The organism is Paenibacillus sp. G34 (genome assembly GCF_056856875.1).
Genome location: NZ_CM166469.1, coordinates 163,747 through 186,854, shown reverse-complemented (window position 1 = coordinate 186,854; position 23,108 = coordinate 163,747). Strand labels below are relative to the sequence as shown.

The 23,108-nt window shown below is 45.8% G+C and carries 20 protein-coding genes and 1 tRNA gene; 6 read left to right on the top strand and 15 right to left on the bottom strand.

All coding sequences use genetic code 11. From position 1 onward, the window contains the following. Positions 1-261: 261 nt before the first annotated feature. Both AC1VYS_RS00900 and clpP read left to right on the top strand, forming a co-directional pair. Positions 262-336, top strand: a tRNA-Arg gene (locus tag AC1VYS_RS00900). A 179-nt stretch (positions 337-515) separates the two neighbouring features. After that, entirely contained in the window at positions 516-1,112 is a 597-nt protein-coding gene (clpP, locus tag AC1VYS_RS00895) for an ATP-dependent Clp endopeptidase proteolytic subunit ClpP (RefSeq protein ID WP_090924795.1), read from the top strand. 249 nt (positions 1,113-1,361) lie between these two features. Here the strand turns inward: clpP and AC1VYS_RS00890 are convergent, their stop codons facing one another. The 7 genes from AC1VYS_RS00890 to AC1VYS_RS00860 form a co-directional block, all read right to left on the bottom strand. Beyond that, positions 1,362-2,459, bottom strand: a complete 1,098-nt coding sequence (locus AC1VYS_RS00890) for a stalk domain-containing protein (protein WP_482912633.1) — start codon at positions 2,457-2,459, stop codon at positions 1,362-1,364. 367 nt (positions 2,460-2,826) lie between these two features. Further along, the gene (locus tag AC1VYS_RS00885) at positions 2,827-3,582 is read right to left on the bottom strand and encodes an SIMPL domain-containing protein (protein ID WP_482912632.1); all 756 of its coding nucleotides are present in this window, start codon (positions 3,580-3,582) and stop codon (positions 2,827-2,829) included. Between the two features lie 172 nt (positions 3,583-3,754). Then, the gene (locus AC1VYS_RS00880) at positions 3,755-4,024 is read right to left on the bottom strand and encodes an HPr family phosphocarrier protein (protein WP_342553700.1); all 270 of its coding nucleotides are present in this window, start codon (positions 4,022-4,024) and stop codon (positions 3,755-3,757) included. Between the two features lie 219 nt (positions 4,025-4,243). Further along, positions 4,244-5,182: a DNA-binding protein WhiA gene (gene whiA / locus AC1VYS_RS00875; RefSeq protein WP_482912631.1), complete on the bottom strand. Its 939-nt coding sequence runs from the start codon at positions 5,180-5,182 to the stop codon at positions 4,244-4,246. Positions 5,183-5,188: 6 nt separating this feature from the next. Next, on the bottom strand, positions 5,189-6,175 hold the full coding sequence (locus AC1VYS_RS00870) for a gluconeogenesis factor YvcK family protein (RefSeq protein ID WP_145335930.1): 987 nt from the start codon (positions 6,173-6,175) through the stop codon (positions 5,189-5,191). A 13-nt stretch (positions 6,176-6,188) separates the two neighbouring features. Further along, the gene (gene rapZ, locus AC1VYS_RS00865; RefSeq protein ID WP_090924789.1) at positions 6,189-7,088 is read right to left on the bottom strand and encodes an RNase adapter RapZ; all 900 of its coding nucleotides are present in this window, start codon (positions 7,086-7,088) and stop codon (positions 6,189-6,191) included. A 51-nt stretch (positions 7,089-7,139) separates the two neighbouring features. Beyond that, a complete protein-coding gene (locus tag AC1VYS_RS00860) occupies positions 7,140-8,090 on the bottom strand; it encodes an ROK family glucokinase (RefSeq protein ID WP_123066169.1) in 951 nt (316 codons plus the stop codon). A 363-nt stretch (positions 8,091-8,453) separates the two neighbouring features. Between AC1VYS_RS00860 and AC1VYS_RS00855 the strand changes: the two genes are divergently transcribed. From AC1VYS_RS00855 to AC1VYS_RS00840, 4 genes are read left to right on the top strand one after another with little or no spacing between them, the layout of a single operon-like run. Continuing rightward, positions 8,454-9,419 carry an ABC transporter ATP-binding protein gene (locus AC1VYS_RS00855; protein ID WP_482934453.1) on the top strand — a complete coding sequence of 322 codons (966 nt, stop codon included), beginning with the start codon at positions 8,454-8,456 and terminating at the stop codon, positions 9,417-9,419. Position 9,420: 1 nt separating this feature from the next. Beyond that, positions 9,421-10,158 carry an ABC transporter permease gene (locus AC1VYS_RS00850; RefSeq protein ID WP_482912629.1) on the top strand — a complete coding sequence of 246 codons (738 nt, stop codon included), beginning with the start codon at positions 9,421-9,423 and terminating at the stop codon, positions 10,156-10,158. Between the two features lie 9 nt (positions 10,159-10,167). Then, positions 10,168-11,307: a sensor histidine kinase gene (locus AC1VYS_RS00845; RefSeq protein WP_482912628.1), complete on the top strand. Its 1,140-nt coding sequence runs from the start codon at positions 10,168-10,170 to the stop codon at positions 11,305-11,307. After that, a complete protein-coding gene (locus tag AC1VYS_RS00840; RefSeq protein ID WP_482912627.1) occupies positions 11,304-11,906 on the top strand; it encodes a response regulator transcription factor in 603 nt (200 codons plus the stop codon). Before AC1VYS_RS00845 ends, AC1VYS_RS00840 begins: the two co-directional genes overlap by 4 nt. A 227-nt stretch (positions 11,907-12,133) precedes the next feature. Here the strand turns inward: AC1VYS_RS00840 and AC1VYS_RS00835 are convergent, their stop codons facing one another. The 8 genes from AC1VYS_RS00835 to AC1VYS_RS00800 all read right to left on the bottom strand — a co-directional run bounded on the left by AC1VYS_RS00835 (position 12,134) and on the right by AC1VYS_RS00800 (position 22,855). After that, positions 12,134-13,165, bottom strand: coding sequence for an AI-2E family transporter (locus AC1VYS_RS00835; protein ID WP_482934452.1), 1,032 nt, complete (start codon positions 13,163-13,165; stop codon positions 12,134-12,136). 164 nt (positions 13,166-13,329) lie between these two features. Continuing rightward, positions 13,330-14,289 (bottom strand): thioredoxin-disulfide reductase, encoded by a 960-nt coding sequence (gene trxB, locus AC1VYS_RS00830; RefSeq protein ID WP_482912626.1) that lies wholly within the window; start codon positions 14,287-14,289, stop codon positions 13,330-13,332. Between the two features lie 170 nt (positions 14,290-14,459). Continuing rightward, positions 14,460-16,202, bottom strand: a complete 1,743-nt coding sequence (locus AC1VYS_RS00825) for a tetratricopeptide repeat protein (RefSeq protein ID WP_482912625.1) — start codon at positions 16,200-16,202, stop codon at positions 14,460-14,462. Between the two features lie 208 nt (positions 16,203-16,410). After that, on the bottom strand, positions 16,411-18,156 hold the full coding sequence (locus AC1VYS_RS00820; protein WP_482912624.1) for a hypothetical protein: 1,746 nt from the start codon (positions 18,154-18,156) through the stop codon (positions 16,411-16,413). Between the two features lie 129 nt (positions 18,157-18,285). Then, a complete protein-coding gene (locus AC1VYS_RS00815; protein ID WP_482912623.1) occupies positions 18,286-19,239 on the bottom strand; it encodes a sugar phosphate isomerase/epimerase family protein in 954 nt (317 codons plus the stop codon). Positions 19,240-19,294: 55 nt separating this feature from the next. Further along, positions 19,295-20,167: a carbohydrate ABC transporter permease gene (locus AC1VYS_RS00810; protein ID WP_482912622.1), complete on the bottom strand. Its 873-nt coding sequence runs from the start codon at positions 20,165-20,167 to the stop codon at positions 19,295-19,297. A 69-nt stretch (positions 20,168-20,236) separates the two neighbouring features. Then, positions 20,237-21,136 (bottom strand): ABC transporter permease, encoded by a 900-nt coding sequence (locus AC1VYS_RS00805; protein ID WP_090924780.1) that lies wholly within the window; start codon positions 21,134-21,136, stop codon positions 20,237-20,239. A 117-nt stretch (positions 21,137-21,253) separates the two neighbouring features. Continuing rightward, complete coding sequence (locus AC1VYS_RS00800; protein ID WP_482912621.1) at positions 21,254-22,855, bottom strand: extracellular solute-binding protein; 1,602 nt, start codon at positions 22,853-22,855, stop codon at positions 21,254-21,256. Positions 22,856-23,108: the final 253 nt, after the last annotated feature.

Genomic DNA, 23,108 nt, shown 5'->3' with positions numbered 1-23,108 from the left:
TCTATATCTTGCTGTGATTCATTTTCATAGGGCATGTCCAAAACCTCTTATAGCATGTACTGAAATACAAGCTTTATCCATTCTTCTTCATCATGATCATTTCCGCAACAATTCAAACCATCTGTAGAAGAGCACGGCCCATTCATGGAAGATAACGTAAATCCTTTCATCCTAAGGAAAACTAGCATCATTTCCACCCACAGCAACTGCTTGCAATTCACCAGTGCATAAGCTATAATCATTATTGCTGTCACATGATGTGCGCCCGTGGTCCAATGGATATGACGTAGGCCTCCGAAGCCTGAGATCCAAGTTCGATTCTTGGCGGGCGCGCCACTTCATTTTTAACAGCTCATAATGCATTTAACCAACGAAACCGAAAAGGTTTCTTTTTTTTCAAAGTTAGTTTGACTTTCTTTGACTTTTTGTTTGAGATTGTTTATGATGTGGTTAATACGGTAACAGTTTAAATATAAACACCATTTAACATTTACATTTCCGAGGAGGTTTTTCACGTGAGTTATATTCCAATGGTCGTTGAACAGAGCAACCGGGGTGAGCGCGCCTATGATATTTATTCCAGATTGCTGAAGGATCGTATCATTTTCCTTGGCAGCGACGTGAATGACGTTGTAGCGAATGCCATCATGGCACAGATGTTATTCCTGGCAGCGGAAGATCCGGAGAAAGACATTCACCTATACATCAACAGCCCAGGCGGATCCATCACAGCGGGTATGGCAATCTACGATACCATGCAATTCATCAAACCGGATGTATCTACGATCTGCGTAGGTATGGCGGCTTCCATGGGTGCATTCTTGCTGAATGCCGGTGCAAAAGGTAAACGTTTTGCGTTGCCGAACAGTGAAATCATGATTCACCAACCTCTTGGTGGTGCACAAGGTCAAGCGTCGGACATCGAAATCCGTGCACGCCGCATTCTGAAAATGCGTGATACCTTGAATCGCATCATCTCCGAGCGCACAGGTCAACCTCTGGAGCGTATCGAAAAAGATACAGATCGTGACTACTTCATGAGTGCTGCTGAAGCAGCCGATTACGGTATCATCGATAAAGTAATTCAAAACGTTGGCTCCCAAGGCATCTAAGCTTTAGCAGCCTGGAGACAACGAGATTAAGCGCAGCGCGGGCATCACCAGAATATAGGTGAGCATGCCCTGCGCTTTTTTCTTTCAAACAGGCAATATCACCACCCGTTAGCCGGGTGTGTTGCCTGAACAATAAGAAGCCCCCGTCATCAATCCTTTGACGGAGGCTTCTTGTTTATTATTTTTCACAAAGGACGATATAAGTGCTCTTGACTTTAATTTATTGATTTCACCTAGCCTGAGACGAACTCACTTGTCAGACATTACGTTGCTAAACGGCGCTGTGCCCTTAGGCAGAATTTCCTTATACGTGAATTTGATTTCAGGGAAACCTTCCGCATACGCTGTGTACTCATACAACTGGAAGAATACCACTGCACCTGTTGGCGTCACGTAGAAATCCTGGTCTTTGTTCAATCCCTTGTAGCCGCTCAGGTATCCTGTGTTTGCTTTTAGTTGCTCGCCAACCTTTTTGCTGATCGTTTCACGCATGGATTTGCTGTTTGCAATCACATCATCCAGTGTCAGCTCTTTACCTGTATCAAGCGCAAACGTGTGACCTGTTCGGTAAGTCATGCCATGTGCTCCTGCGTAGTCCTCATAACGTTGAGTGATCAGACCTAACACACCGTTCTCATTGTACGTCACCACATACGAAGCTTCGAATGCATATGGACGATTTGCCGTTGCTCCACCGAATTCAGACGTTTGTTTTTTGAACGCAGCAACAGCGGTGTCTACTTCATCTTTGAGCACTTTGTTAATCGCCGCTTCGGCCTCTTTGCTCGCCAGTCCACTCACTTGCGGATATTGCACACTCACCTCAGCATTTTTAACGGTTACCTTCGCTTTGGTCGATTTCACTTGTACGTTATTTTGTTTCACCTTGCTCAGGGTAAGTGTTTTGGTTTTCGCATCCCAGCTACCCTGTACACCCAAATAATCTCTCATTGCAGAGAACGGAATGTATAAACGGCCCTGGATCAACTTTGCTTCAACCTGAGGATAAAAACCGTTAATATACACGTTTGGCTGTCCATCCATCAAACTAACAGTCATCGCATTGCTCGCTGCTGTTACAGTATATGACTTCGTTTTGGCATCATATTTCAATGTTCCGCCTGCCACATCTTTGACCGCTGTCAGCGATACCCATGTAGATCCGCCTTGGAGCAGCCCTTTTTGCGTCAGTGTTTTGCCGCCCGATTTCAATGTTACCTCAGTTGGTGCAATTACTTTGGAAGATACCGATGCCGCTTGAACCGACTGGTCAACCCACGCTGTGCTGCCCCCCATAATTACACCTGCCGCCAATAGTGCACTCGTCCACTTTTTCCAAGTTCTCATCTATAAAACTCCTCTCTAATATCCCATCAGGTTTAATGCGTATGTAAATTGAATTAGATTGTATAGGCCATACGCTTGCCTCTTTATTATAATTAACCCATATTCGGAAAGGTTTACAGCTCCAGTTACAATGTTGATGAAAATCGTACGATATTAATCGCAGAAAATGAACGTTTTGTCACGAACAATGCTACAAAAACGACATGATTCGACTATTTCTTAGACAGGTAACACAAGTACTTTCTGACCCTCGCTTCCTCAAAGCCAGCATGTGCAACAAAAAAGCACGGCCCCGAAGGACAGTGCTTTTGTCATTATTTTAAATTCTTAATATTTAATATTTTATCCCGCGATGTGCAAAAATCCCCTACTTCATCTCATACGTGATATTAAGAACAGTGCTTACTTTCACCTGACCTGCTTCAATCTGTGTACCTGCATCTGATTCATTCTTCGCTTGGGACATGAGTGATTCTGTTGCATAGAACACAGGAACATTAGCATCCGGCTGGCTTACCGAAAGAACAGTACCCAGCTGACGTTTAACCGCTTTAGCAATTGCTCCTGCTTTCACATCGGCATTAGCTACTGCCTTAGCAATCACTTCGGATTCGTATTTCTCCGGATTCTCTACCGTGAAGCGTACATTTTCGATATTATTGGCACCTGCTTGGGAGGCTGCATCCAGAAGTTCACCAATCTTGTCCATATCCCGATATGTTACTGTCAACGTGTGATGTGCTGTGTAACCTTTAATTTTCTGTCCATCTTTTTCACTATACGTGTAGTTTGGTTGCACGTAGAATTGACTGGTTTGAATATCATCTGCACTAATCTTCCATGTGTTTTTCAGCAAATTAGTGACTTTTTGGATTTTAGCCGCATTTGCCTTTTGGGCCGACGCCGCAGTCTCCGCTGTGCTGTTCACACCGATCGACAGATAAGCGATATCCGGCTTCACCTGAATTTCACCTTTACCTACCACATTAATTACATTTTGCTGTACACCCTGAACTTCTGCGGCATATGCATAGTTCCCCGGTGCAACCCAAGCTGTACCCCCAACGAGCAAAGAACTTGCGATCAGCACTGCACCAAACGGTTTCATCCAATGTTTAGCCATTACGAATAACCTCCTCATATGTTAACTTCTCAAACTTGAAGCGATTTGATACCTTAACAGACGGGACAAATTCCATAATGTTGCACTTGACGGTGTCGATTATATACAATTTTATACGAAACGCAAAAAAGCCCCTTGCGGGACTTCTTCATTCGTTCACTGGTGTTAAATCTTATTGATTCTCCAGCTCTTCCTTGCTTACCAGACTAACTAAAGCGTTTACAGCCTGATCGGCATCCGCGCCCTCTGCACTGATCTGAATTTCTGTACCTGTGCTAATGGCAAGGCTCATAATTCCCATGATACTTTTAGCGTTTACTTTTTTATCGTCCTTTTCGACGAACACTTCAGATGAGTACTTATTCGCTTCCTGAACGAACAGTGCTGCAGGTCTGGCATGGAGACCCGTTTTCAAACGGACAACTACCGGGTGCTTTGTCATAGAAACTTACCCCCTATTATGAAATCTGGACATTAAATACACAATTATATTTATACAACATTATACCATTAACCCGTGCTGGACACTAGAAGAAAAAACACGGCTCGCTAACATAGACAGAAAACCGGGAGTTAATCATCTTGTTCATCCGCACGAGTAACCTAAACTGACCTAGAAAGGTCATAACAAAACTTAAACTTAAATAATTCATCTCAACCTTCAACTATAACGTTCGGCACGCACTTTCTCAGCCAGTTCATCAATTTTCCGAAGGCGATGATTCACACCTGATTTACTCACGGTGCCTTTCAGCAACTCTCCGACTTCTTTCAGATTGATATCTGGATGAGCAAGCCTTACCTCGGCCACTTCACGCAGCTTATCCGGAAGAGACTCCAAGCCCACTTCCTTTTGCAGTAAACGGATATTATCGATTTGTCTGACCGCCGCTCCAATCGTTTTGTTCAGATTAGCTGTCTCGCAATTGACGATCCGATTCACCGAGTTACGCATGTCCCGCATGATTCGCACATCTTCAAACTTGAACAAGGCCTGATGAGCACCAATGATGCTAAGCAATTCAATGATTTTCTCGCCTTCCTTAATGTATAGGATGAATCCTTTTTTCCTTTCTATACACCGGGCATTGAGATGAAATTCATTCGCCAGATCTACAAGTGCCTGACAATGCTCTTCATACATGGAGGCAATCTCCAGATGGTACGAAGAGCCCTCTGGATTATTCACTGATCCGCCCGCCAAAAACGCACCGCGAAGATATGCCCGCTTGCAACAGTTCTTCTCCAGAAGTTCGGCGTTAATGCCAGGAGTAAACAGGAATCCTTCAGAGACGATGTGCAGATCCTTTAAAATCTCCTGAACCATAGTCGGAACACGAACAATGTACACATTGTTCTTTTTCAGCCGCATTTTTTTGCGTACCAACAATTCCGTATGCACTTGAAAATGCTTTTTAAGCAGAGAGTATGCCCTTCTTGCAATCGCAGCATTCTCTGTCGAAATATCCAAAATGACTTTTTTATTCGATAACTGCACTGCACCAAGCATACGGATGAGGGCTGAAAGTTCCGCCTTTTCGCAGCACGCTTCGCTTTCAATCATTGTTAATTCTTTTTTGGTCTGTGCTGCAAATGACATGGGACTTCACCTCTTCCGTAACATCCAATTTTGAACCAGTTGATAAATATGATGACTAAGCTTATCAGCATCATGACGCAGATAGGTTTTGAACAGAACAAGGGTGTCGGCGACAACCTGATATCCTGAACTTTTCAGCACATTCATATCGAGAACAACCGGCTTTGCTCCTTTTTCCGCATACTTATTTTGCACTTGTAGCGGAATGTCACCATTATTAACAATCACATAGTCAAAGAGCTGATGACCAATATGCTCATGAACGGCTTTAAGATGATCGCTCACCGTGTAATTATCCGTTTCTCCTGGCTGTGTCATCACATTACAGATAAACATCTTTACTGCATCCGTTTCGACAACAGCCTCTGCCAGTTTGGGCACAAGCAGATTAGGAAGGATACTTGTATAAAGACTGCCTGGGCCGATCAGAATTGCATCCGCCTGGCGTATTGCTTCCACAGCTTCTGGCAACGGCTCCACGTGATCCGGTTCAAGGAAAACACGTTTAATGCGTCCGCCTGCCTCCGGAATTTTGGACTCGCCCGTAATAATCGATCCATCCTCCATCTCGGCATGTAACACAACAGCCTGACCTGCTGCTGGAAGCACCTGACCCCTAACGGCAAACACGCGGCTAAGCTCCCGCACAGCGGTCACAAAGTCGCCTGATATATCCGTCATTGCAGCCAATATCAAATTACCCAGGCTGTGGCCTGCAAGCCCCGCACCTGTGTTGAAACGATACTTTAACATGTCCGAAAGCAGTGGTTCAACATCGGCAAGCGCGGTAAGCACGTTACGAATGTCGCCAGGAGGCGGCATTTGCAGCTCACTACGCAGGATGCCTGAACTCCCACCGTCATCGGCAACCGTAACGATGGCCGTGATATCCATCGGCTTCTCTTTTAAACCGCGTAACATCACAGATAATCCGGTTCCGCCGCCCATAACAACGATTCTCGGACGTTCTCTCCGTGGTCCGGCCTCTTTCATCCCTTCACCCTCTTCAATGACGGTCCCGGTCAGCGTCGCGATGGCTTACGGTAACAGCTTCAGTCTCACTGCTTCCGAGCATTTTGCCCAAATATTCCGATATTGCTACCGAACGATGCTTGCCTCCGGTACAGCCGATTCCAATAATAACCTGGCTTTTGCCTTCCTTCCGGTATTGCGGAATCAGAAAATGCAGCATATCCAGTAGCTTGGTCAGAAACGCTTGCGTTTCCGGCCATTTCATAACATATTCGTACACTTCACTATTCTGTCCTGTATTCGGCCGCAAATGATCAATATAATGCGGATTCGGTAAAAAACGAACATCGAATACAAGATCCGCATCAATTGGAATACCGTATTTAAATCCGAAGGACGTTATATTCACGGATAACATCTGGCTCTCCAAGTGAGAGAACCGCGATATGATGCGCTCCTTCAATTGAGCAGGCTTCATCGTGCTGGTATTCAGCACCTGAGTTGCCGAATTTTTGAGTTCTTCCAGCATCTTGCGTTCCAGCTTGATGCCGTCCAGCGGCATCCCTTCCGGAGCAAGCGGATGTCTGCGTCTACTCTCTTTATAACGTTGGACCAGCACAGAATCTGTCGCATCCAAAAATAAAATTTCACAATGGATCGTAAAATGATCCTTGATATAATTCAAAGACTCGGATAATGCCGTAAAGAATTCACGTCCCCGCAGATCGATGACCAGCGCTACTTTACCGATCTTGCCATTGGACTGTTCGATCAGTTCTGCGAATTTGGGAATTAAAACAGGCGGTAAATTATCTACACAGAAAAACCCCAGATCCTCCAGGCTCTGCACAGCTATCGTTTTACCCGCTCCGGACATGCCGGTAATGATAATGAGCGTGGCGCCTGTGCCTGGTGAGCCTTCACCGTCAAGCATAAATGTCCCCTCCTTATCATATTGCTGTCGGATTATCGTGTTACGAGTTTACTACGAACGCAAGAGGAGACCTGCCGCACCTACAATACCTGCATCATTACCCAGCGTTGCTTCCAAAATCTGAACTCCCTGTTGTAGCGGTTCCGGTGTCAATTGAGCAAACACGGTGCGAATCTCATCAAACAGGAAGTCCCCCGCCTTGGATACACCACCGCCAACAATGAACAGTTCCGGATTCAACACAGCGGCTACGGTTGCCATGGATTTGCCCAAATAGTACGCTGCACGGTTTACGATCCGCAACGCCACTTCATCGCCCGCCTTGGCCGCATCAAATACTTCCTTGGCAGCAATTTTGTCTACCAGAGCAAGGGATGTATGGTCACCACGCTCTACAGCATCCTTAGCCATACGGATGATACCCGTTGCGGATGATACCGTCTCAACACATCCCATTTTACCACAGCCACACTTGATCGCTTCCAGATCAGGCACCACACTGATATGGCCCAGTTCCCCTGCCATACCCGAGAAACCTTGATAAATTTTACCGTTCAGGATAAGGCCGCCACCAACGCCTGTACCGAGTGTGAAGCATACACAATTGTCTACACCCTTACCCGCGCCAGCCCAAGCTTCACCGAGAGCAGCAACGTTTGCATCGTTATCTATTTTGACAGGCTTGCCCAGACGTTCTTCAAGAACCGAACGAATGGCTACATTCCGAAATCCGATGTTAGGAGCATGAACAATAATCCCCTCGCGTACATTCGTGAAACCGGCAACTCCTGCACCGACACCTTCAAGCTGTTCCCAGCTGTAGGGTGATTCGGCTACGATATGACGGACATACTTCTCGATGTTGGCGATAACCGTGTCAACGCCCTGGTCCACTTCAGTCGGTCCTTCATACGTATGCATAAGCTGACCTTGATCATCACATATACCGACCTTGATTGCTGTTCCGCCGAGATCGACCCCAACGTAGATTTTCTCAGACATGCTGCAAGCCACCTTTATCTATCTAAAATAGTTTAAGTCCTACGTACCAACTATAATTGAAGGATACGCCGGGGTCAAGACGAGAAGACCTCACGCGCAACATGCTTTGGCAAGGTTGTGAACAACATCACACACCATCTTTGAATACGCATACAACCTCCTTTTAATCTATTAAAACGCTCTGCTCCCTTCCTCCCTATTAGAAAGGGAAGCCTCAACTCATGATATTTCATCATCATACGTTCCATTCATAAAAGATGACAATTGTCATCTGATAATCATGACAATGATTACTAAACCCTTCACGTCCCCACAGTTAAGATGAATGTATAACATTCGATCAGAAGAAGGACGTGACTATACATGAACTCTCCCAATAACGTGATACAACTGGATAACGTGAGTAAACAGTTCGGAAAGAAACAGGCTGTCCGCAAGGTTTCACTCCAGATCGCACAAGGTTTGATTACAGCTATTCTTGGACCTAACGGCGCAGGCAAAACAACCACGATCAAAATGATGCTCGGTCTAACCCGCCCTACTTCAGGCGAGATTCAGATACTTGGAATGCCTCCGGGTCACAAGCAGATGCAGCAACGAATCGGTGTCATGATGCAAGATGTCAGTGTCATGGATTTCCTCACTGTACGTGAGATCATTCGCATGGTACATAGCTATTATCCGGCACCACTAGATACAGCAGTTCTTGAGAAATTAACGGGGCTCTCCCCGGCCGATTTGAATCGGAGAGCAGAAAAGCTATCTGGGGGACAGAAGCGTAGCTTGAATTTTGCCCTGGCTATGACGGGAAACCCCGATATTCTTTTTTTCGATGAACCTACGGTTGGCCTGGATTCTGAGACCCGCAGGCAATTCTGGTCACAGATCCGCACACTCGCGCAGCAGGGTAAAACGGTGGTCTTCACCACGCATTACCTCCATGAAGCCGATGAAGTGGCTGATCGTATTATTCTGTTTAATGAAGGGGCTATTGCCGCCGACGGAACGCCCGAGCAAATCAAAAACGGGATGACTAAGCGGACCCTATCCTTCACCTATATCCCTTTCCTTAAGGACAGCGGCGAATCGGCTCATACAGAAAACGATGAAACCGCCGCGGCTGCCAATCAGGCCTTGATTGAAAAACTGTCTGGCGTGGACCAGGTATTATATCAACAAAACCGCTGCATTCTCCAAAGCCAAGATACAGATGCACTGATTCGTCAAATTATAACGATGCAGCTTCCGGTTCGGGACATCCGCATTGAAACCGGACAACTGGACGATGCCTATGCATCTATGCTGAATAACGTGAAGGAGGAACAATAATATGTCGATGTTAATCGCTCAATCTCGTGCAGAGATGATTCGTATGATCCGTAACGTATATTTTGTGTTCTGGTCTTTGCTGATGCCCGTTCTGTTTTACATTCTATATACACGTATATTTACATCCGATGCTGTGGATGCCAAGCAATGGAATGCACACTATCTCATGTCGATGACCTGCTTTAGTGTGATGGGATCTTCCATTATGACACTCGGCATTCGCCTTGTGCAGGAAAGAGCCCATGGCTGGGTTACCTACCTGCGAGTCACACCGCTACCGAACTCTATTTATTTCGGCGGCAAGATGATCGGCCAGACCTTCATCCACTTATGCTCCATTATCGTTATCTTCACATCTGGTTACTTGATTAACGGCGTCTCTCTCACCTTCTCACAGTGGGTCAGCTCTGCTCTCTGGATTCTTGCCGGTTCCCTTCCTTTTCTCGCCCTCGGCACCTGTATAGGCACGTTACGGAGGGTAGATACAGCAAGTGGATTAAGCAATGCCTTATACCTTTCTCTTGCCCTGCTCGGAGGCATGTGGATGCCGCTGAATGTGATGCCGGACTGGCTCGCACAGATCGGTCGCTGGCTTCCATCCTACAGTTTTGGCAATGGTGCATGGGTCATCATCGGCGGTGGAATACCGCAATTGCGGGACATCCTTCTTTTAGGAGGTTATCTGGCGGTATTTATGTTACTATCCACATATATCCGCAGTAGACAGAAGGAGGCGTAACTCCGGCACATGTTTCAAGGACTTGAGCTTTTCCCTAAACGATTTGGAATCTATCCATACATATGGATGATCTATTTAGCCATGCCCCTATATTACTTGGCAAACGCCCATGGACATGAACAATACATCGGCATCACCGCTTTTATCGTTTTTGTCTTGACCTATCGACAGCTGTATATGTCAGCAGGAAAATTTATTTTTTCCTATTGGCTCATTCTGCAAATGTTATGTATTCTGATTCTGACTCTGGTCATTGATCCAAACATGTTTTTTCTTGGATTTTTCACAGCTAACTTCATCGGATGGTACACCGAAAAGCGACTCTTTCGAATGTTTTTATTGGTATTTGCCATTATTCAGACGATCCCGATCGCTATGGCTATCGCTTTTAACCAGCTCAGCGCTGAGCAGCTCTTGTTCTTTACTCCATTTTATATCATCATGCTGATTTCTCCCTACGGCATTCGAACCATGCTGGACCGTCAGCAGCTCGAAGCTAAACTTGATGAAGCGCAGCAACATATCCGGGAGTTAATCAAACGGGAGGAACGCATGCGAATAGCCAGAGATCTTCATGATACGATGGGGCATACCTTATCATTGATCACATTAAAGAGTGAGTTGGTGACCAAACTGATCGCCAAAAATCCGGAACGAGCAATCCAGGAAGCACGCGAGATTGAACGCACCTCCAGGGCAGCACTTCGTGAAGTGCGCCAGCTTGTATCCGATATGCGAGCTATTAGTATCGCAGAAGCAATAGCCGATGCCAGAGAGATGCTGCGGAGCGCAGATATCGAGTTACAACTGTCTGCCCAGCAAGAGACTTGCAGTGATGTACCCGATTTGACGCAGAATATGGTCAGCCTATGTCTGCTTGAGGCTGTAACTAATATTGTGAAGCATAGCAAGGCAACCTGGAGCCTGATTTTACTGAAGCGAGAAACGGATGGGATTTATATTACAATTCAAGATAACGGAACAGGCATATCAAGTGATCAGCATCCCGGTAATGGTCTAAAAGGCATGTCGGAACGGCTTCATCTGATTGATGGATCTCTCCAGATCGACTCCGATACTAAAGGCACCCGGCTTGCACTTTTCTTTCCCATCGTTGCAAACAAACCGCAAGGAGGTGCGTCCATATGATACGTATTTTGATCGCGGAGGATCAGCGTATGCTTCGAGGGGCTTTAGCCTCTCTGCTTGATCTTGAGGATGATTTTGAGGTCATTGGTGAGGCCGGAAACGGGGAGGAAGCCCTGCAGCGGATCATTTCACTTCAGCCCGACCTGTGTCTGATGGACATTGAGATGCCTGTCATGAGCGGATTAGATGTTGCTGAACGGATGCAGCAGCTTGGATTGAACTGCCGCATCATCATTCTCACAACTTTTGCGCGCCCCGGATTTCTGGAGCGGGCTGTACAGGCAGGCGTGCAGGGCTACTTACTCAAAGACGAACCCAGTGACCGCCTTGCCGACGCTATCCGCCGTGTCATGAATGGAGGCCGGGAAGTATCACCAGAGCTTGTGTTTGGTGCGGCCAAATCATTCAATCCGCTCACAGAACGAGAAAAGGAAGTATTGAAATTAGCCGCAACCGGTATGAATGCCAATCATATAGCCGCTTCACTGCACCTGTCTTATGGAACGGTACGTAATTATTTATCGGAGGCCTTTGCCAAACTGGATGCCAAGAACCGGATGGAAGCCGTTGCTATAGCGGAGGAAAAGGGCTGGCTGTAAGTATATGCTCTTCGCTCCAAGGAAGAAGAGCTTCTCTTCGTTCGGTAAAGAATGGTATACCTCTTTACATCATCGCGATACGTCTATATATCAATAATGTTTCGAATTTTACTTCATTATAATACCTCCCTCTCTCAGGTGCAGATATAACAAAAAACGCCTTCCAGCGAAATACTGGAGGCGTTTATTCTTTCTTACCAACCATTCAGTGAACTCTTGAAAATCAGTTAAAGCTTGGTCTCTACACGCACTGGTTCGTCGGTCTTCTCCATCTTGTTTACATCCAGAATATCCAGCATGAAGACAAAGATAGGAATACCAATAATCAAGCCCCAGATGCCGAGGAAATGCTGCGACAGAATCAACACGATAAAGGTGTAGAACATCGGCAGCTTGGTCTTGTGTGCCATCAGCTTCGGATTCAGGAAATAGGTTTCCAGCGCATGAATAATGATGATCATAACGATCACGATGATAGCCATCTGCAGTCCGCCCATTTGATAACCGATCAGACAGAGCGGCACGAGGGAGATCATAACCCCGGCTACAGGCACCAGACTGAGCAGGAAGACCATAATTGTTAACGCGAACAAGTAAGGGTAACCTAAGATCCACAATCCGAGCATCGTCAGTACTGTATTGAACACGGCGATGAGCAGCTGCGCTTCAATAACTTTACCGAAAGAAGAAACAAATTTGTCGCCCAGGTATGCCACTTCATTATAGAACCAGCCGATTTTGCTTGTTTTGAACTTGGACGTGAACTTATAAATTTCTTTTTTCTGCAACAGGAAGAACAGGCTCAAAATAATAACCAGCAGGATGAATTCCAGCCATTTACTAAAGGCAAAAATGTATTTCAGCGCTTCGTTCGTATAATTTTTAATGTCGAAGGACTGTAAATAACCAGCGATCTTGGAGGCAAAATTATCACCATCCGCCGTGTCGAGAAATTTCATAATCTCGTTGGTTAACTGCACAACCTGATCCACAATTCGTGGTGAATATCTGGAAATACCAAGAACAATTCCGGCGATCACAATCATATACAGCAGAATGACCACGACTTTATAGTCGATTGGAAAAAATCGATTCAAACCTCTCGTAATGAGATGCTGCAACCTGTTCATGACGTAAGTCACCAGGAATAACAGCAAAATCATATGAAGCATACTCCCCATACTGAACAAAATTAAACAGAACAACAGCAGGATCAAAAAACGTCTAACCGTTGCATTTTGAAGCCAATCTTTTATCATTTCCCCCAACATCTTCACCTCACAGCTAATATACCCCTTATGTATACGAAATCATGCCCACCATCGTTTCAAAAAAAGAGAAGCCCTCCGGCTTCTCTCAGTTCATGAGACTTCCCGTTGTCTCTTATAACTATTTATTCCTGGCCATGAGGCTGTCATGCATATTACTTATCCAGCGTTTCGCTCCAATCATGCACGACGCTTCCCTCCAGAAACTTTTCGCAATCCATCGCTGCCATACAACCTGATCCTGCAGCTGTAATAGCTTGACGATATTTCGTATCCTGAACATCACCACATGCAAATACTCCTGGAATATTGGTTTCTGTTGTTCCTGGCTTCACCACAACATACCCATGCTCATCCAGTGTAATGGCATTGCCAAGAAATCCAGTATTCGGCGTGTGCCCGATGGCAACGAATACACCATCTGCTTCGAGCAACTCTTCCTGACCGGTTTCATTGTTGCGCACCTTCAACCCTTTGACACCCATTGCTTCAGGTACAACCTCAAGAGGTGTACGGTTCAAAGCCCATTTCACCTTCTCGTTGCTGCGGGCCCGATCCTGCATAATCTTGGATGCGCGCAGTTCATCCCGGCGGTGAACCAACGTAACATCTGTAGCAAAACGAGTCAAAAAGCTCGCTTCTTCCATAGCAGAGTCACCACCGCCCACCACAACGATCTTTTTACCGCGGAAGAAAAACCCGTCACATGTTGCACATGTGCTGACTCCCCGCCCTACATTCTCCTGCTCTCCCGGAATACCGAGATAACGAGCCGAAGCACCTGTAGAGATGATGATAGAGTCTGCTTCCAACTCACCGATACCGCCAACATTCACTTTGAAAGGCTGCTTACTGAAATTAACCTCTTCCACCCAGCCATTCTTAAATTCAGCGCCAAAACGCTCCGCTTGCTTCCGCATGTTGTCCATTAGTTCAGGACCCATAATTCCTTGTGGAAAACCTGGGAAGTTCTCAACTTCTGTAGTCGTTGTCAATTGCCCGCCCGGCTGAAGACCTTCAATCACTAGCGGATTCAGATTCGCACGAGCCAGATATATCGCTGCTGTCAGACCCGCAGGTCCGGTTCCGATCACAATCGTTCTGTATTTAGACATATAGATACAGCCTCCTTCATCAGGTTGAGATGTGTAATGGTCGCGAATAATTTGCCAAGATAATATCCTACAGGCATTTTGAGACCTATTCGTTAAGTTTACCCGTTTTCCCGGTTAATGTATCCTTATCTTCAAGAGAACAATGCTTTCATGCTGAATTACAACGTGGACTAACCATTTGGCGGGGTTGTGCTACAGATCTGATTGAGCTGTCTCGCATATTTGCTGACAGTCGATGCAGATATGCCGTAACGTTCAGCAACGCTTTGATACGTTACTGGCCGGCTACGATTTTTGGAAGCCAGATACTCCAGTCCTGCAGCCCATCCTTCAATCTGTTTGGAACCGGACAGATCCGGGCGCATCCTGGAGACATAATCTGTCCAGATCCGCTCCATCTCTTGCTGCAGTTCAGCTCTCGCCTCAGACATCTGAAGCGCCCGATCAACAACAGCCTGCCAATGGGAAGATGCTCCTGTTTCGGTCTGTTTCTCCGTGATTCCCGTCTTACCCATCTTATGAATAGGTTTCAGAGCCTCTGGAGTGAAAGGTATGGACACTTTGGCATCCGTTTCATGAGACTCAACCCTTTGCAGATCATGCAAAATGCTCTGTGCCGCCTTGACCAAGGCAGGCTCTTCGCCCGGTTCATCAATGAACAGTTGCAGTGCCTGTTGCACCTCGTAATCACCAATCATGCCAAGCGCATGAATAACCTGCAGCTTGGTTGCCTGATCTCCATGTCGCAGCGCCCAAAAGAATGATGAGCGAATGAGCGGATCATTTTTCATCTCTTCCGGAATACCATTGCCATAGTCCTCCCATTGCTTGAACTGCTCATCAAAAGGAAGATGGTAATGGTAGCTTAACTTATTCGGCTCCTGTGAGCCTTGAAGCACCGCTTCAAGACCAGCCAAATAATAACGAGCCACCTCTGAACCTGGATCGAGTTTGTTCACATGATGCCACAGCCGTTTAGCAATGTCATAACGTTCCGTGTTGAACGCCGCTACTGCTGCGTAATGCGCCAATGCCGGATCAGCAGCGGTTTCCTCAACTTTGAGCAGTCGGCGGAAATGGATGTAAGCCGAGTCGTGCTGGCCCAGAATCCCCATTGTCGTAGCCAGCTTGTACACTTGTTCGTGCTGGTATGGCACGATTGTACGCAGTTTTTTGATCAACAGCAGCACTTGATCTGTCCGGTTCTCATTTTGATAGAAGATCGCCAGATTACAAAGTGCGTGCAGATTGCCTGGTTCCTGTTCCAGCACTTCAGCTATAGTCTCTTTCGCTTTAGAAAACAGTCCCATATAATAATAGGCGAGAGCCAGATTGTTACGGGCAGCGAGATAATCCGGATAATCGGGCGACATGCCTTCAAGCAGCTCTGCAGCTTGGGCAAACTTCCCCTCTTCCAGAAACTCGCGTGCCTGATCGTGCTCCACAACACCTTTGCGTGACTTGATTCGATTTAATTTGGCCGGACGATCCAGCTCATAATACAAAAGCTCCATCATTTCTTCGGCTTCCGTCATGAACTGTCCTTGCGTGTCTTCCTCCAGATAGGTTACCAGCGCACGTTCGGCTTCCTCGAATTGATCCATGTTGGCAAAATTGTTCGCCATATAGAAATAACATTCCGTCATCGACGGGTCAACCACATCCAGCACATTTGCCAGAATGGCGTTGGAGGCTTCATAATCTCCCTTTTCGGACAATATACCTGCCATATTACAATGATTCACCGGATTATCCGGCTCGTACTCAACAGCTTTACGAAAATATTTCAATGCCTTGTCGACATGATTACGGTCCAGCGAGCGGACAGCTCTTTCAAAAAAGAAAGAAGCATCCAAGTGAATCGGTATAATATTGGCAAGGTGACCCTCGGTCCGCACTAGCTTGCCCTTCATCTTCCAAGGCACCTCCTCTTTGCTTTCATTCATACTCTTCAGTATACCACATCTTTAGGCCCTCTTCGCTATATGTAGTTTCATGTCGTTTATGAAAAAAATACAAAAAATAGAGATGATATTTCATCCCGATTATGAATGAAACATCATCTCTATTGAAGGTTACTAGGTAATCCATTTAGCTACTTGAAGAGTGAAGATTAATCCTTTAGTCCGTCAGCGACGGTGAAAGCGTTATATCCAGCGTTTTATCAAACGGAGTCATGAAATTAACCAGTACAATCTTGCAATTCTCAGGCGTCTTAGCTTCACGAACATTTGCAGCCAGATGTCCCATCTCGCCTCCATCAATCTCTAGCCAATCTTCTCCGCAACTGTAACGTAGCTTGCCGCCTTTCCACAGAATGCTTCCATCACTGGTTTCTATGCCATCCTCACAGCTAAGCTCTCCTTCATTTCCAAATACAAAGGATAACTGCATCATGATTTCCTGTGGTTCCTCACCAGTCAGATGCATCGTCCAACCGCGATCTGTCTGCAGTACCTCAGCATCAACACGGAATGTCTGCTCATGTGTAAGTGTACGGGTCTGATGTGGAAGCAAATACCACGGGCTGATCGATGAAGAAGCTGTAGCTGGTAAATCGGCCGAAGGGATTGGTCCGTAATAGCCTTTCTTCTGTTCCCCGGTCAACTGATATCCCTGAGGCAACCGCGTCATCTTGTGCATCGGTACATATCCGGGGTTAAAGTACGACGCTAACTGAACCGCGAGCAGACGTACCTCACCGTGGCGAAGTGCAAAAAATGGAGCTACCTCGGTCATAACCGTTACACTGGTCTCTCCATCACGGATTCGGGCAACAGGAGCACCAAAATCCGTATGCATGCGACTGTGCGAGATTCGTCCATAATGGCCTACATTCTCCATTTGGTCCACATAACGTTCCCGTCCAAAATGCTCATTGAGCATCACTTCATATTGACTCGGGAGTGCATCCCTTGTTCCGGTAGTCTGTTGAAGATCAGGCTCTAGCAACAAACGTACGAGTGCATTCACCGAACACACGCCAGGGTCTGTCAAATCGCTGTCTGCCCAAGCAGCCATACCTGCAAAAATCGGATCTTGATCCAGTTTGGCCATAATCGCATAGGGCAAATAATACGAAGACAAGCCATGTTTACTGCCGAGATCCTGGCGGCCTGAATAATCGGTCACAATTTCACCAGTAGGGTGCACCAAATATACCATCATCCTGAGGTTCAAACGTACCGGCTCCAGCAGTTCAGGACGGTTCAACAAACGTGCAGCATGAATCAACATAATATCACTCACCGCATTGTAGATCCCGTTGCTGCGCTCGGTCCATTCCCCATCAGGGGTAATATCAATCCCTTCCGCCAGCCATTGTTCCGCGCGTTGTACCGCTTCCTCTATGCCGAAGATCTCATGCAGAAAACCAAGTGCGGCACACAACACCCAGCGATGGTTTGGTGTATGACAGCCTCCCGTTAACATGACAGGGATCGTCCGTTCCAGGAACAGTCGCATATTATCCAGCACAGGCTTCAGTGGTGCCCAGTCCTGTTGGTCCAAAAGTTGATACAACTGCGAATATCCTACGACAACAAAAGCAGTGTCTGGCGGGGAGTGATAGTTCGTCCAGCCGGGCGAAATCGATCCATCACTGTGCTGATGACGCAACACAAATTCACTAGCAAGTCGCAATCTTTCCAGCAAGTCCTCGTCTCGATAATACTTGGAGTCCTGATTAGAAATTGCCGCTCCCCAAAAACACATATCTGTAGGTGTTCCTGTCGTATGGTTAACCCAAGCCACACCTGAAAAAGGATCAATTGTTCCACCATAGTAACGGCTTTCCGAATCAAGTACCTGCCGCTCTATGCCTCGTTCCGTGGCTCTGTCATTGCTTTCTACCATTTGTCTATACATCTACATTCCCCCTCCATCCCATCCATTCAATAACGTCAACTCATACGAATACAGTCGTATTCAAAAGATAAGATCAGCAGGCTGTGCGCTCTAACAGCCCAAGCCAACCGATCTTATCCGTTTACCTATTTATGCTTCTAAACTCGCCAGTTTTTGCATTAGCAGATCATGACTTTCGTGAATCGCTTCCGGTTCACAGGCTGACTTCAATTCATATACCTTCACCTGTGCTTTACGGATCATGGGGAGATAAGCATCATAGAAGTGCATATCCTTACTGTGCACGTATGGACACCAATGATCGGAGAGCCCCAGCGTTTCATGAATATGAACACCAACGATATCATCCATCAGTCCCTGCATCTCACCTACACTGTCGTACAGTCCCAATCGATCCATCATGATTGCATGACCCGTATCGTACCAAATCCCGACCGGGGCACCCTTGAGTGCCTGGATGATCGTTTTCGCTTCGGCAAGCGTGGGAATCTGTTGCGGTCTTGAGCGTGTTTCGATCCCAAAACGGACATTCAGTCCTTTGGACACCGCCCGGTTACAAACCTCATCCAGACTGATGATAATTTTCTCAATATATCCTGCACTCAGAGCTTCGCGCCGTTCCATTAGCTCTGCCCATTTGCTGCGATATTGCGGCGAATCTGTTCCTTCCTCGCGGTACAGCTTCTCCAGATCCTTGCTGATATCATGTGGGAAAGGCACCTCACCTGGGTGCACAACGACAGCTTCCCCTCCATAACGATGCGCATATTCAGCCGATCCAACTAACAGATCAATGGCCCGCTTCCGCTTCACTTCATCTTCAAAACCGAGCAACACAGAGTCCGTTCCGTAGTCAGGATCGGGATCATGGGGGAACGTGTTGTGTACACTGGACACCCCAATCTCTCCGCGCTCAATCATCGGCTCAATTGTAGTGAGCATTTCCTTCGTTACATTATAGTTAAGCTCCACCCGGCGAAAGCCAAGTCCTGTAATTTCCCGAATCATGTCTTCTCCTACAGGATGTCTCCTGATATTCCAGCATGTCGAGAATGAGTATTCTCCCTTGTCAATTCCCTGCATAATTCATTCCTTCTCCTTCCCCGATTGTGATGTTTGCGTGTATGGGGACTACGAATTAACCTTTAATTGCTCCTTGCATTGCGCCACTAACAAAATACTTTTGCAACCATGGATATACGAGCAGGATCGGTACTGTTGCAAAGACAACCGCTGCTGCTTTAAGACTCTCAGGTGTTAATCTTGTACGACTAGCACCCTCCAGCAATGTGAGGTCAGTTATCATGTTGTTCTGTACCATTTGAAAGAGCTTCAGTTGCAAAGGATATAACTTCGGATCTGTGATGTACATCAGGGAATCCTGGAAGCCATTCCAGCGTCCGACCGCATAGAACAGACCAAGTGTAGCAAGTACAGGCATAGACAGCGGTAAAATGATTTTGAAGAGCGTGTGCACATGAGAGCTTCCATCAATCTCGGCGGACTCTTCCAGGCTATCCGGTATTCCGCGGAAGAAGGAGATCAGGATAATCAAGTTAAATGGACTAACCAACCCTGGTAAAATCAATGCCCAAACCGAGTTCATCAAATGCAGGTCACGAATCAACAGATACTCAGGAATAATCCCGCCGCTGAAGAACATCGTAATAATAATGATGTACATAAACAGCTTACGGCCCTTTAATTTTTTCTTCGTCAAAGGGTACGCTGCTGCAATGGTAAACAACAGACAAAGTAACGTTGTTGCAACCGTAAGAAGCGCTGTAAATCCTAGTGAATACAGCATGGAGTTATCCGAAAACACTTGACCATAGGCATCCCAAGAGAACTCTTTCGGGAAAATCGTTACTTCACCTGACGTTATGGCCCGGTTTGAACTAAGTGATATCGCAATCGTGTGTAAGAACGGAGCAAGACAGAATAGTACAAACAATGAAATAAAGGTGACATTGACAATGTCGAAAATCCGGTTCGAGGTGCGTTCACTCATCTGCGCACAACTCCTTTACTGATGATCTATACGTACAACAAAGTTGGTACACTTTACTATTGTTCTGAATTAGAGAATTCCTTCACCCGTTGTTTTCTTCGAGAGATAGTTGGAACCTAGGACAAAGACCAGTCCGACAACCGCCTGGAATAAGCCGACAACCGTTGCAAGTGTATATTGTCCAGACTGTAGACCAATTCTGTATACAAAGGTACTAAGTACATCGGAATATTCACGAACAGCCGTATTACCAATAACATAAGGCCGGTCAAAACCGATGCTGACCATATTTCCAAGGTTAAGAATAAGCAAGGTAATAATCGTTGGTTTAATACTTGGTATTGTAATATGCCAGATTCTCTTCAGCCGCGTTGCACCATCAATCTCAGCTGCCTCGAACAATTCCTTGTTCACACCTGTTAATGCAGCCAGATATAAAATGGTTCCCCACCCAGCACTTTGCCACACACCTGTGAACAGGTAGGTAACAAGCCATGAGTTTTTTTCTGTCAAAAACGGAATGGAATCAAATCCCATGCTCTGCAGTAGATTGTTTACCATACCGGATTGATTGCCAAACAATTGGTACACAATCCCCCCGATGATAACCCAGGAGATAAAGTGAGGAATATACAGAATGGTTTGTGAGATTTTCTTAAACCATTTGAATCTTACCTCATAGAGCATAATCGCCAGAATAATTGGAGCAGGGAATGAAACGATCAGATCAAGAAAATTCAGCATAAATGTATTTCGTAATGTAGTGTAGAAATCGGGCATTGCAAATACCTCGCGGAAAGCATCGAAACCGATCCATTCACTACCATTGATACCCTGAAACAGGTTGAAATCTTTAAAAGCGATCTGGACACCGTACATCGGTCCGTAACGGAAGATTAAAAAGTAGATTATAGGCAGAGAAATCAGTGCGTATAATTGCCAATATCTTTTCAAATATGTGAGGTTCAAGACGGTTTCCTCCTATCATAAGAAACGTTTGTGCCGCCGATCCGGCGGCACACGTTCCTTTCTAATTCGAAACAGTTGTATGGTTTCTTTTTTAATATGTTCTAGGTGTATTAAGGCTTACTTTCCGCCCATACCCTGCAAAGCTTCTTCCAGCTCTTTCTTCAGATCGTTACCGCCCAAGGACATGTAATCAGCCATTTCTTTATCAAACACAGCGTCGAAATCAGCTGGTTTTGCCATAGCGGATTTTACGATAATGACATCAAGCTTGTCATTAAGTGTAGTACCATACTTCATCTCGGCAGCAATCGGTTTATCAAAGATGATCGGTCCTACTGTATCTGTGTTTGCAATCTCAAGAGATTGCTTCAACAGCTCTTGGTTGTTTTTAGGGTAACCCAGAATCCATGCTTTTTCGTTTGTAGCTTGATCTCCGATGTTTTTACCGTTGGAGATAATTGCAAAGTCATTTGCGTTATAGAAACGATCTGCTGCATCTTGCGCTACATCTTCTTTTGCAACCGGAATACCGTCTACCAGATCATAGTTCTCGCCTTTCACACCGCTGATGATATCCATCAGGTTGTTGTCAGACGCCATCCAATCCAGGTATTTAACTGCTTCTACTGCACGCTCACTGCTTTTCGGAATCATAATGAACAAACCATTAGAACCGTAACGTGACTTGATGTGTTTGTTATCTGCATTCGGGTTAGTATAAGCATCTAATGGCAGAACTTTGCCGTCGCTTACATTTTTACGCATGAGATCCATGGTAGCCTCTTTACCGAACATAGCATCAGCATCTTCAGACCAGAAGCCTACATTACCATTTTGAATATCTTTATTCAGTTGCGTTTTGTCTTTATCCAAACTGAAATCTTTACTGATCAAACCTTCATTGTAAAGTTTGTTCAGGAATTGCATGGACTCTTTGAATCCTTCATGGAGCGGCAATTCATAACGTTGACCGTATGTTTTGTCGCCACTTACAGGTTTGATAAAGGAGTAGATCAATGTCTCATACTGAGCCGGTGCAAGCGCAAAGCCCATAGGGATGTTTTTGCTTCCCAGTTTCGCTGGATCTTTTTCCTTAAATGCTTTCAATGTTGTATACAACTCATCCGTTGTCTTAGGTGCTGGCATTCCCAGCTTATCTAACCAATCTTGACGAATATAAGAACTGTAACGGCCAGTGATGGCACGTTTACCCGGAATAGCAAATTGCTTTCCTTCCAACTGTCCAAACTTCAATGTATCTTCACCCAGGAACTTCTTCAGATTAGGTCCATACTGATTCACCAGATCACCTACATCTGTCAGACCTCCCTGTTGTGCATAACGGTAAAACACAGTGGAGTCGTAAACAAAGACAACATCCGGAACATCTGAGGCACTAGCCATCAGGACGTTCAGCTTCGTCACTTCCTCGGAACGTTGAACAGGAACAAATTGTACATCAATGTTATTGGGATCGCCGAACTTCTCTTGAATCATCTTTGTGAGATAGCTGTTTGTGATCGTGTAAGGCGATGGTGTGTTACCTCGATCGAAAAGCTCCACCTTTAATGTGACGCGTTTTCCATCACCAGCTGCTCCGCCTTCTGCTGATTTGTTGTCTGAAGATCCGCACCCCGCAAGTAGTGAGACACCCATTACTGCTGTAAGCGCCAAACCCATTAACTTCTTTAGACTCCCTTTTCTTGTCATTCTGTTCATCCCCTTTGGCTTTACGTGAATGTTTTAAAGCTTGCCCTGAGTATTCCACACTATTGTGCGCTCTGACAACATACTAAATTCGGGTGGGTCTACAAACGAGTTATGGTTTGCATGGTAGCTTATTTTCGCAGACTGCCAAAATTCCATAAAACCGCATGGGGGCAGGGTTTAGAGGCACTAACTCCCCCTATCCAAACACGATGGAAACAAACCATTTTCTCGCACTGACTAAATTCGTATGTTACATCAGAAA

Bases quoted from the DNA above. Each gene is read 5' to 3' on its own strand.
- AC1VYS_RS00890 (WP_482912633.1), bottom strand. From the start codon at position 2,459: ATGAGAACTTGGAAAAAGTGGACGAGTGCACTATTGGCGGCAGGTGTA.
- AC1VYS_RS00885 (WP_482912632.1), bottom strand. From the start codon at position 3,582: ATGGCTAAACATTGGATGAAACCGTTTGGTGCAGTGCTGATCGCAAGT.
- AC1VYS_RS00880 (WP_342553700.1), bottom strand. From the start codon at position 4,024: ATGACAAAGCACCCGGTAGTTGTCCGTTTGAAAACGGGTCTCCATGCC.
- whiA (WP_482912631.1), bottom strand. From the start codon at position 5,182: ATGTCATTTGCAGCACAGACCAAAAAAGAATTAACAATGATTGAAAGC.
- AC1VYS_RS00870 (WP_145335930.1), bottom strand. From the start codon at position 6,175: ATGAAAGAGGCCGGACCACGGAGAGAACGTCCGAGAATCGTTGTTATG.
- rapZ (WP_090924789.1), bottom strand. From the start codon at position 7,088: ATGCTTGACGGTGAAGGCTCACCAGGCACAGGCGCCACGCTCATTATC.
- AC1VYS_RS00860 (WP_123066169.1), bottom strand. From the start codon at position 8,090: ATGTCTGAGAAAATCTACGTTGGGGTCGATCTCGGCGGAACAGCAATC.
- AC1VYS_RS00855 (WP_482934453.1), top strand. From the start codon at position 8,454: ATGAACTCTCCCAATAACGTGATACAACTGGATAACGTGAGTAAACAG.
- AC1VYS_RS00850 (WP_482912629.1), top strand. From the start codon at position 9,421: ATGTCGATGTTAATCGCTCAATCTCGTGCAGAGATGATTCGTATGATC.
- AC1VYS_RS00845 (WP_482912628.1), top strand. From the start codon at position 10,168: ATGTTTCAAGGACTTGAGCTTTTCCCTAAACGATTTGGAATCTATCCA.
- AC1VYS_RS00840 (WP_482912627.1), top strand. From the start codon at position 11,304: ATGATACGTATTTTGATCGCGGAGGATCAGCGTATGCTTCGAGGGGCT.
- AC1VYS_RS00835 (WP_482934452.1), bottom strand. From the start codon at position 13,165: ATGATAAAAGATTGGCTTCAAAATGCAACGGTTAGACGTTTTTTGATC.
- trxB (WP_482912626.1), bottom strand. From the start codon at position 14,289: ATGTCTAAATACAGAACGATTGTGATCGGAACCGGACCTGCGGGTCTG.
- AC1VYS_RS00825 (WP_482912625.1), bottom strand. From the start codon at position 16,202: ATGAAGGGCAAGCTAGTGCGGACCGAGGGTCACCTTGCCAATATTATA.
- AC1VYS_RS00820 (WP_482912624.1), bottom strand. From the start codon at position 18,156: ATGTATAGACAAATGGTAGAAAGCAATGACAGAGCCACGGAACGAGGC.
- AC1VYS_RS00815 (WP_482912623.1), bottom strand. From the start codon at position 19,239: ATGCAGGGAATTGACAAGGGAGAATACTCATTCTCGACATGCTGGAAT.
- AC1VYS_RS00810 (WP_482912622.1), bottom strand. From the start codon at position 20,167: ATGAGTGAACGCACCTCGAACCGGATTTTCGACATTGTCAATGTCACC.
- AC1VYS_RS00800 (WP_482912621.1), bottom strand. From the start codon at position 22,855: ATGAACAGAATGACAAGAAAAGGGAGTCTAAAGAAGTTAATGGGTTTG.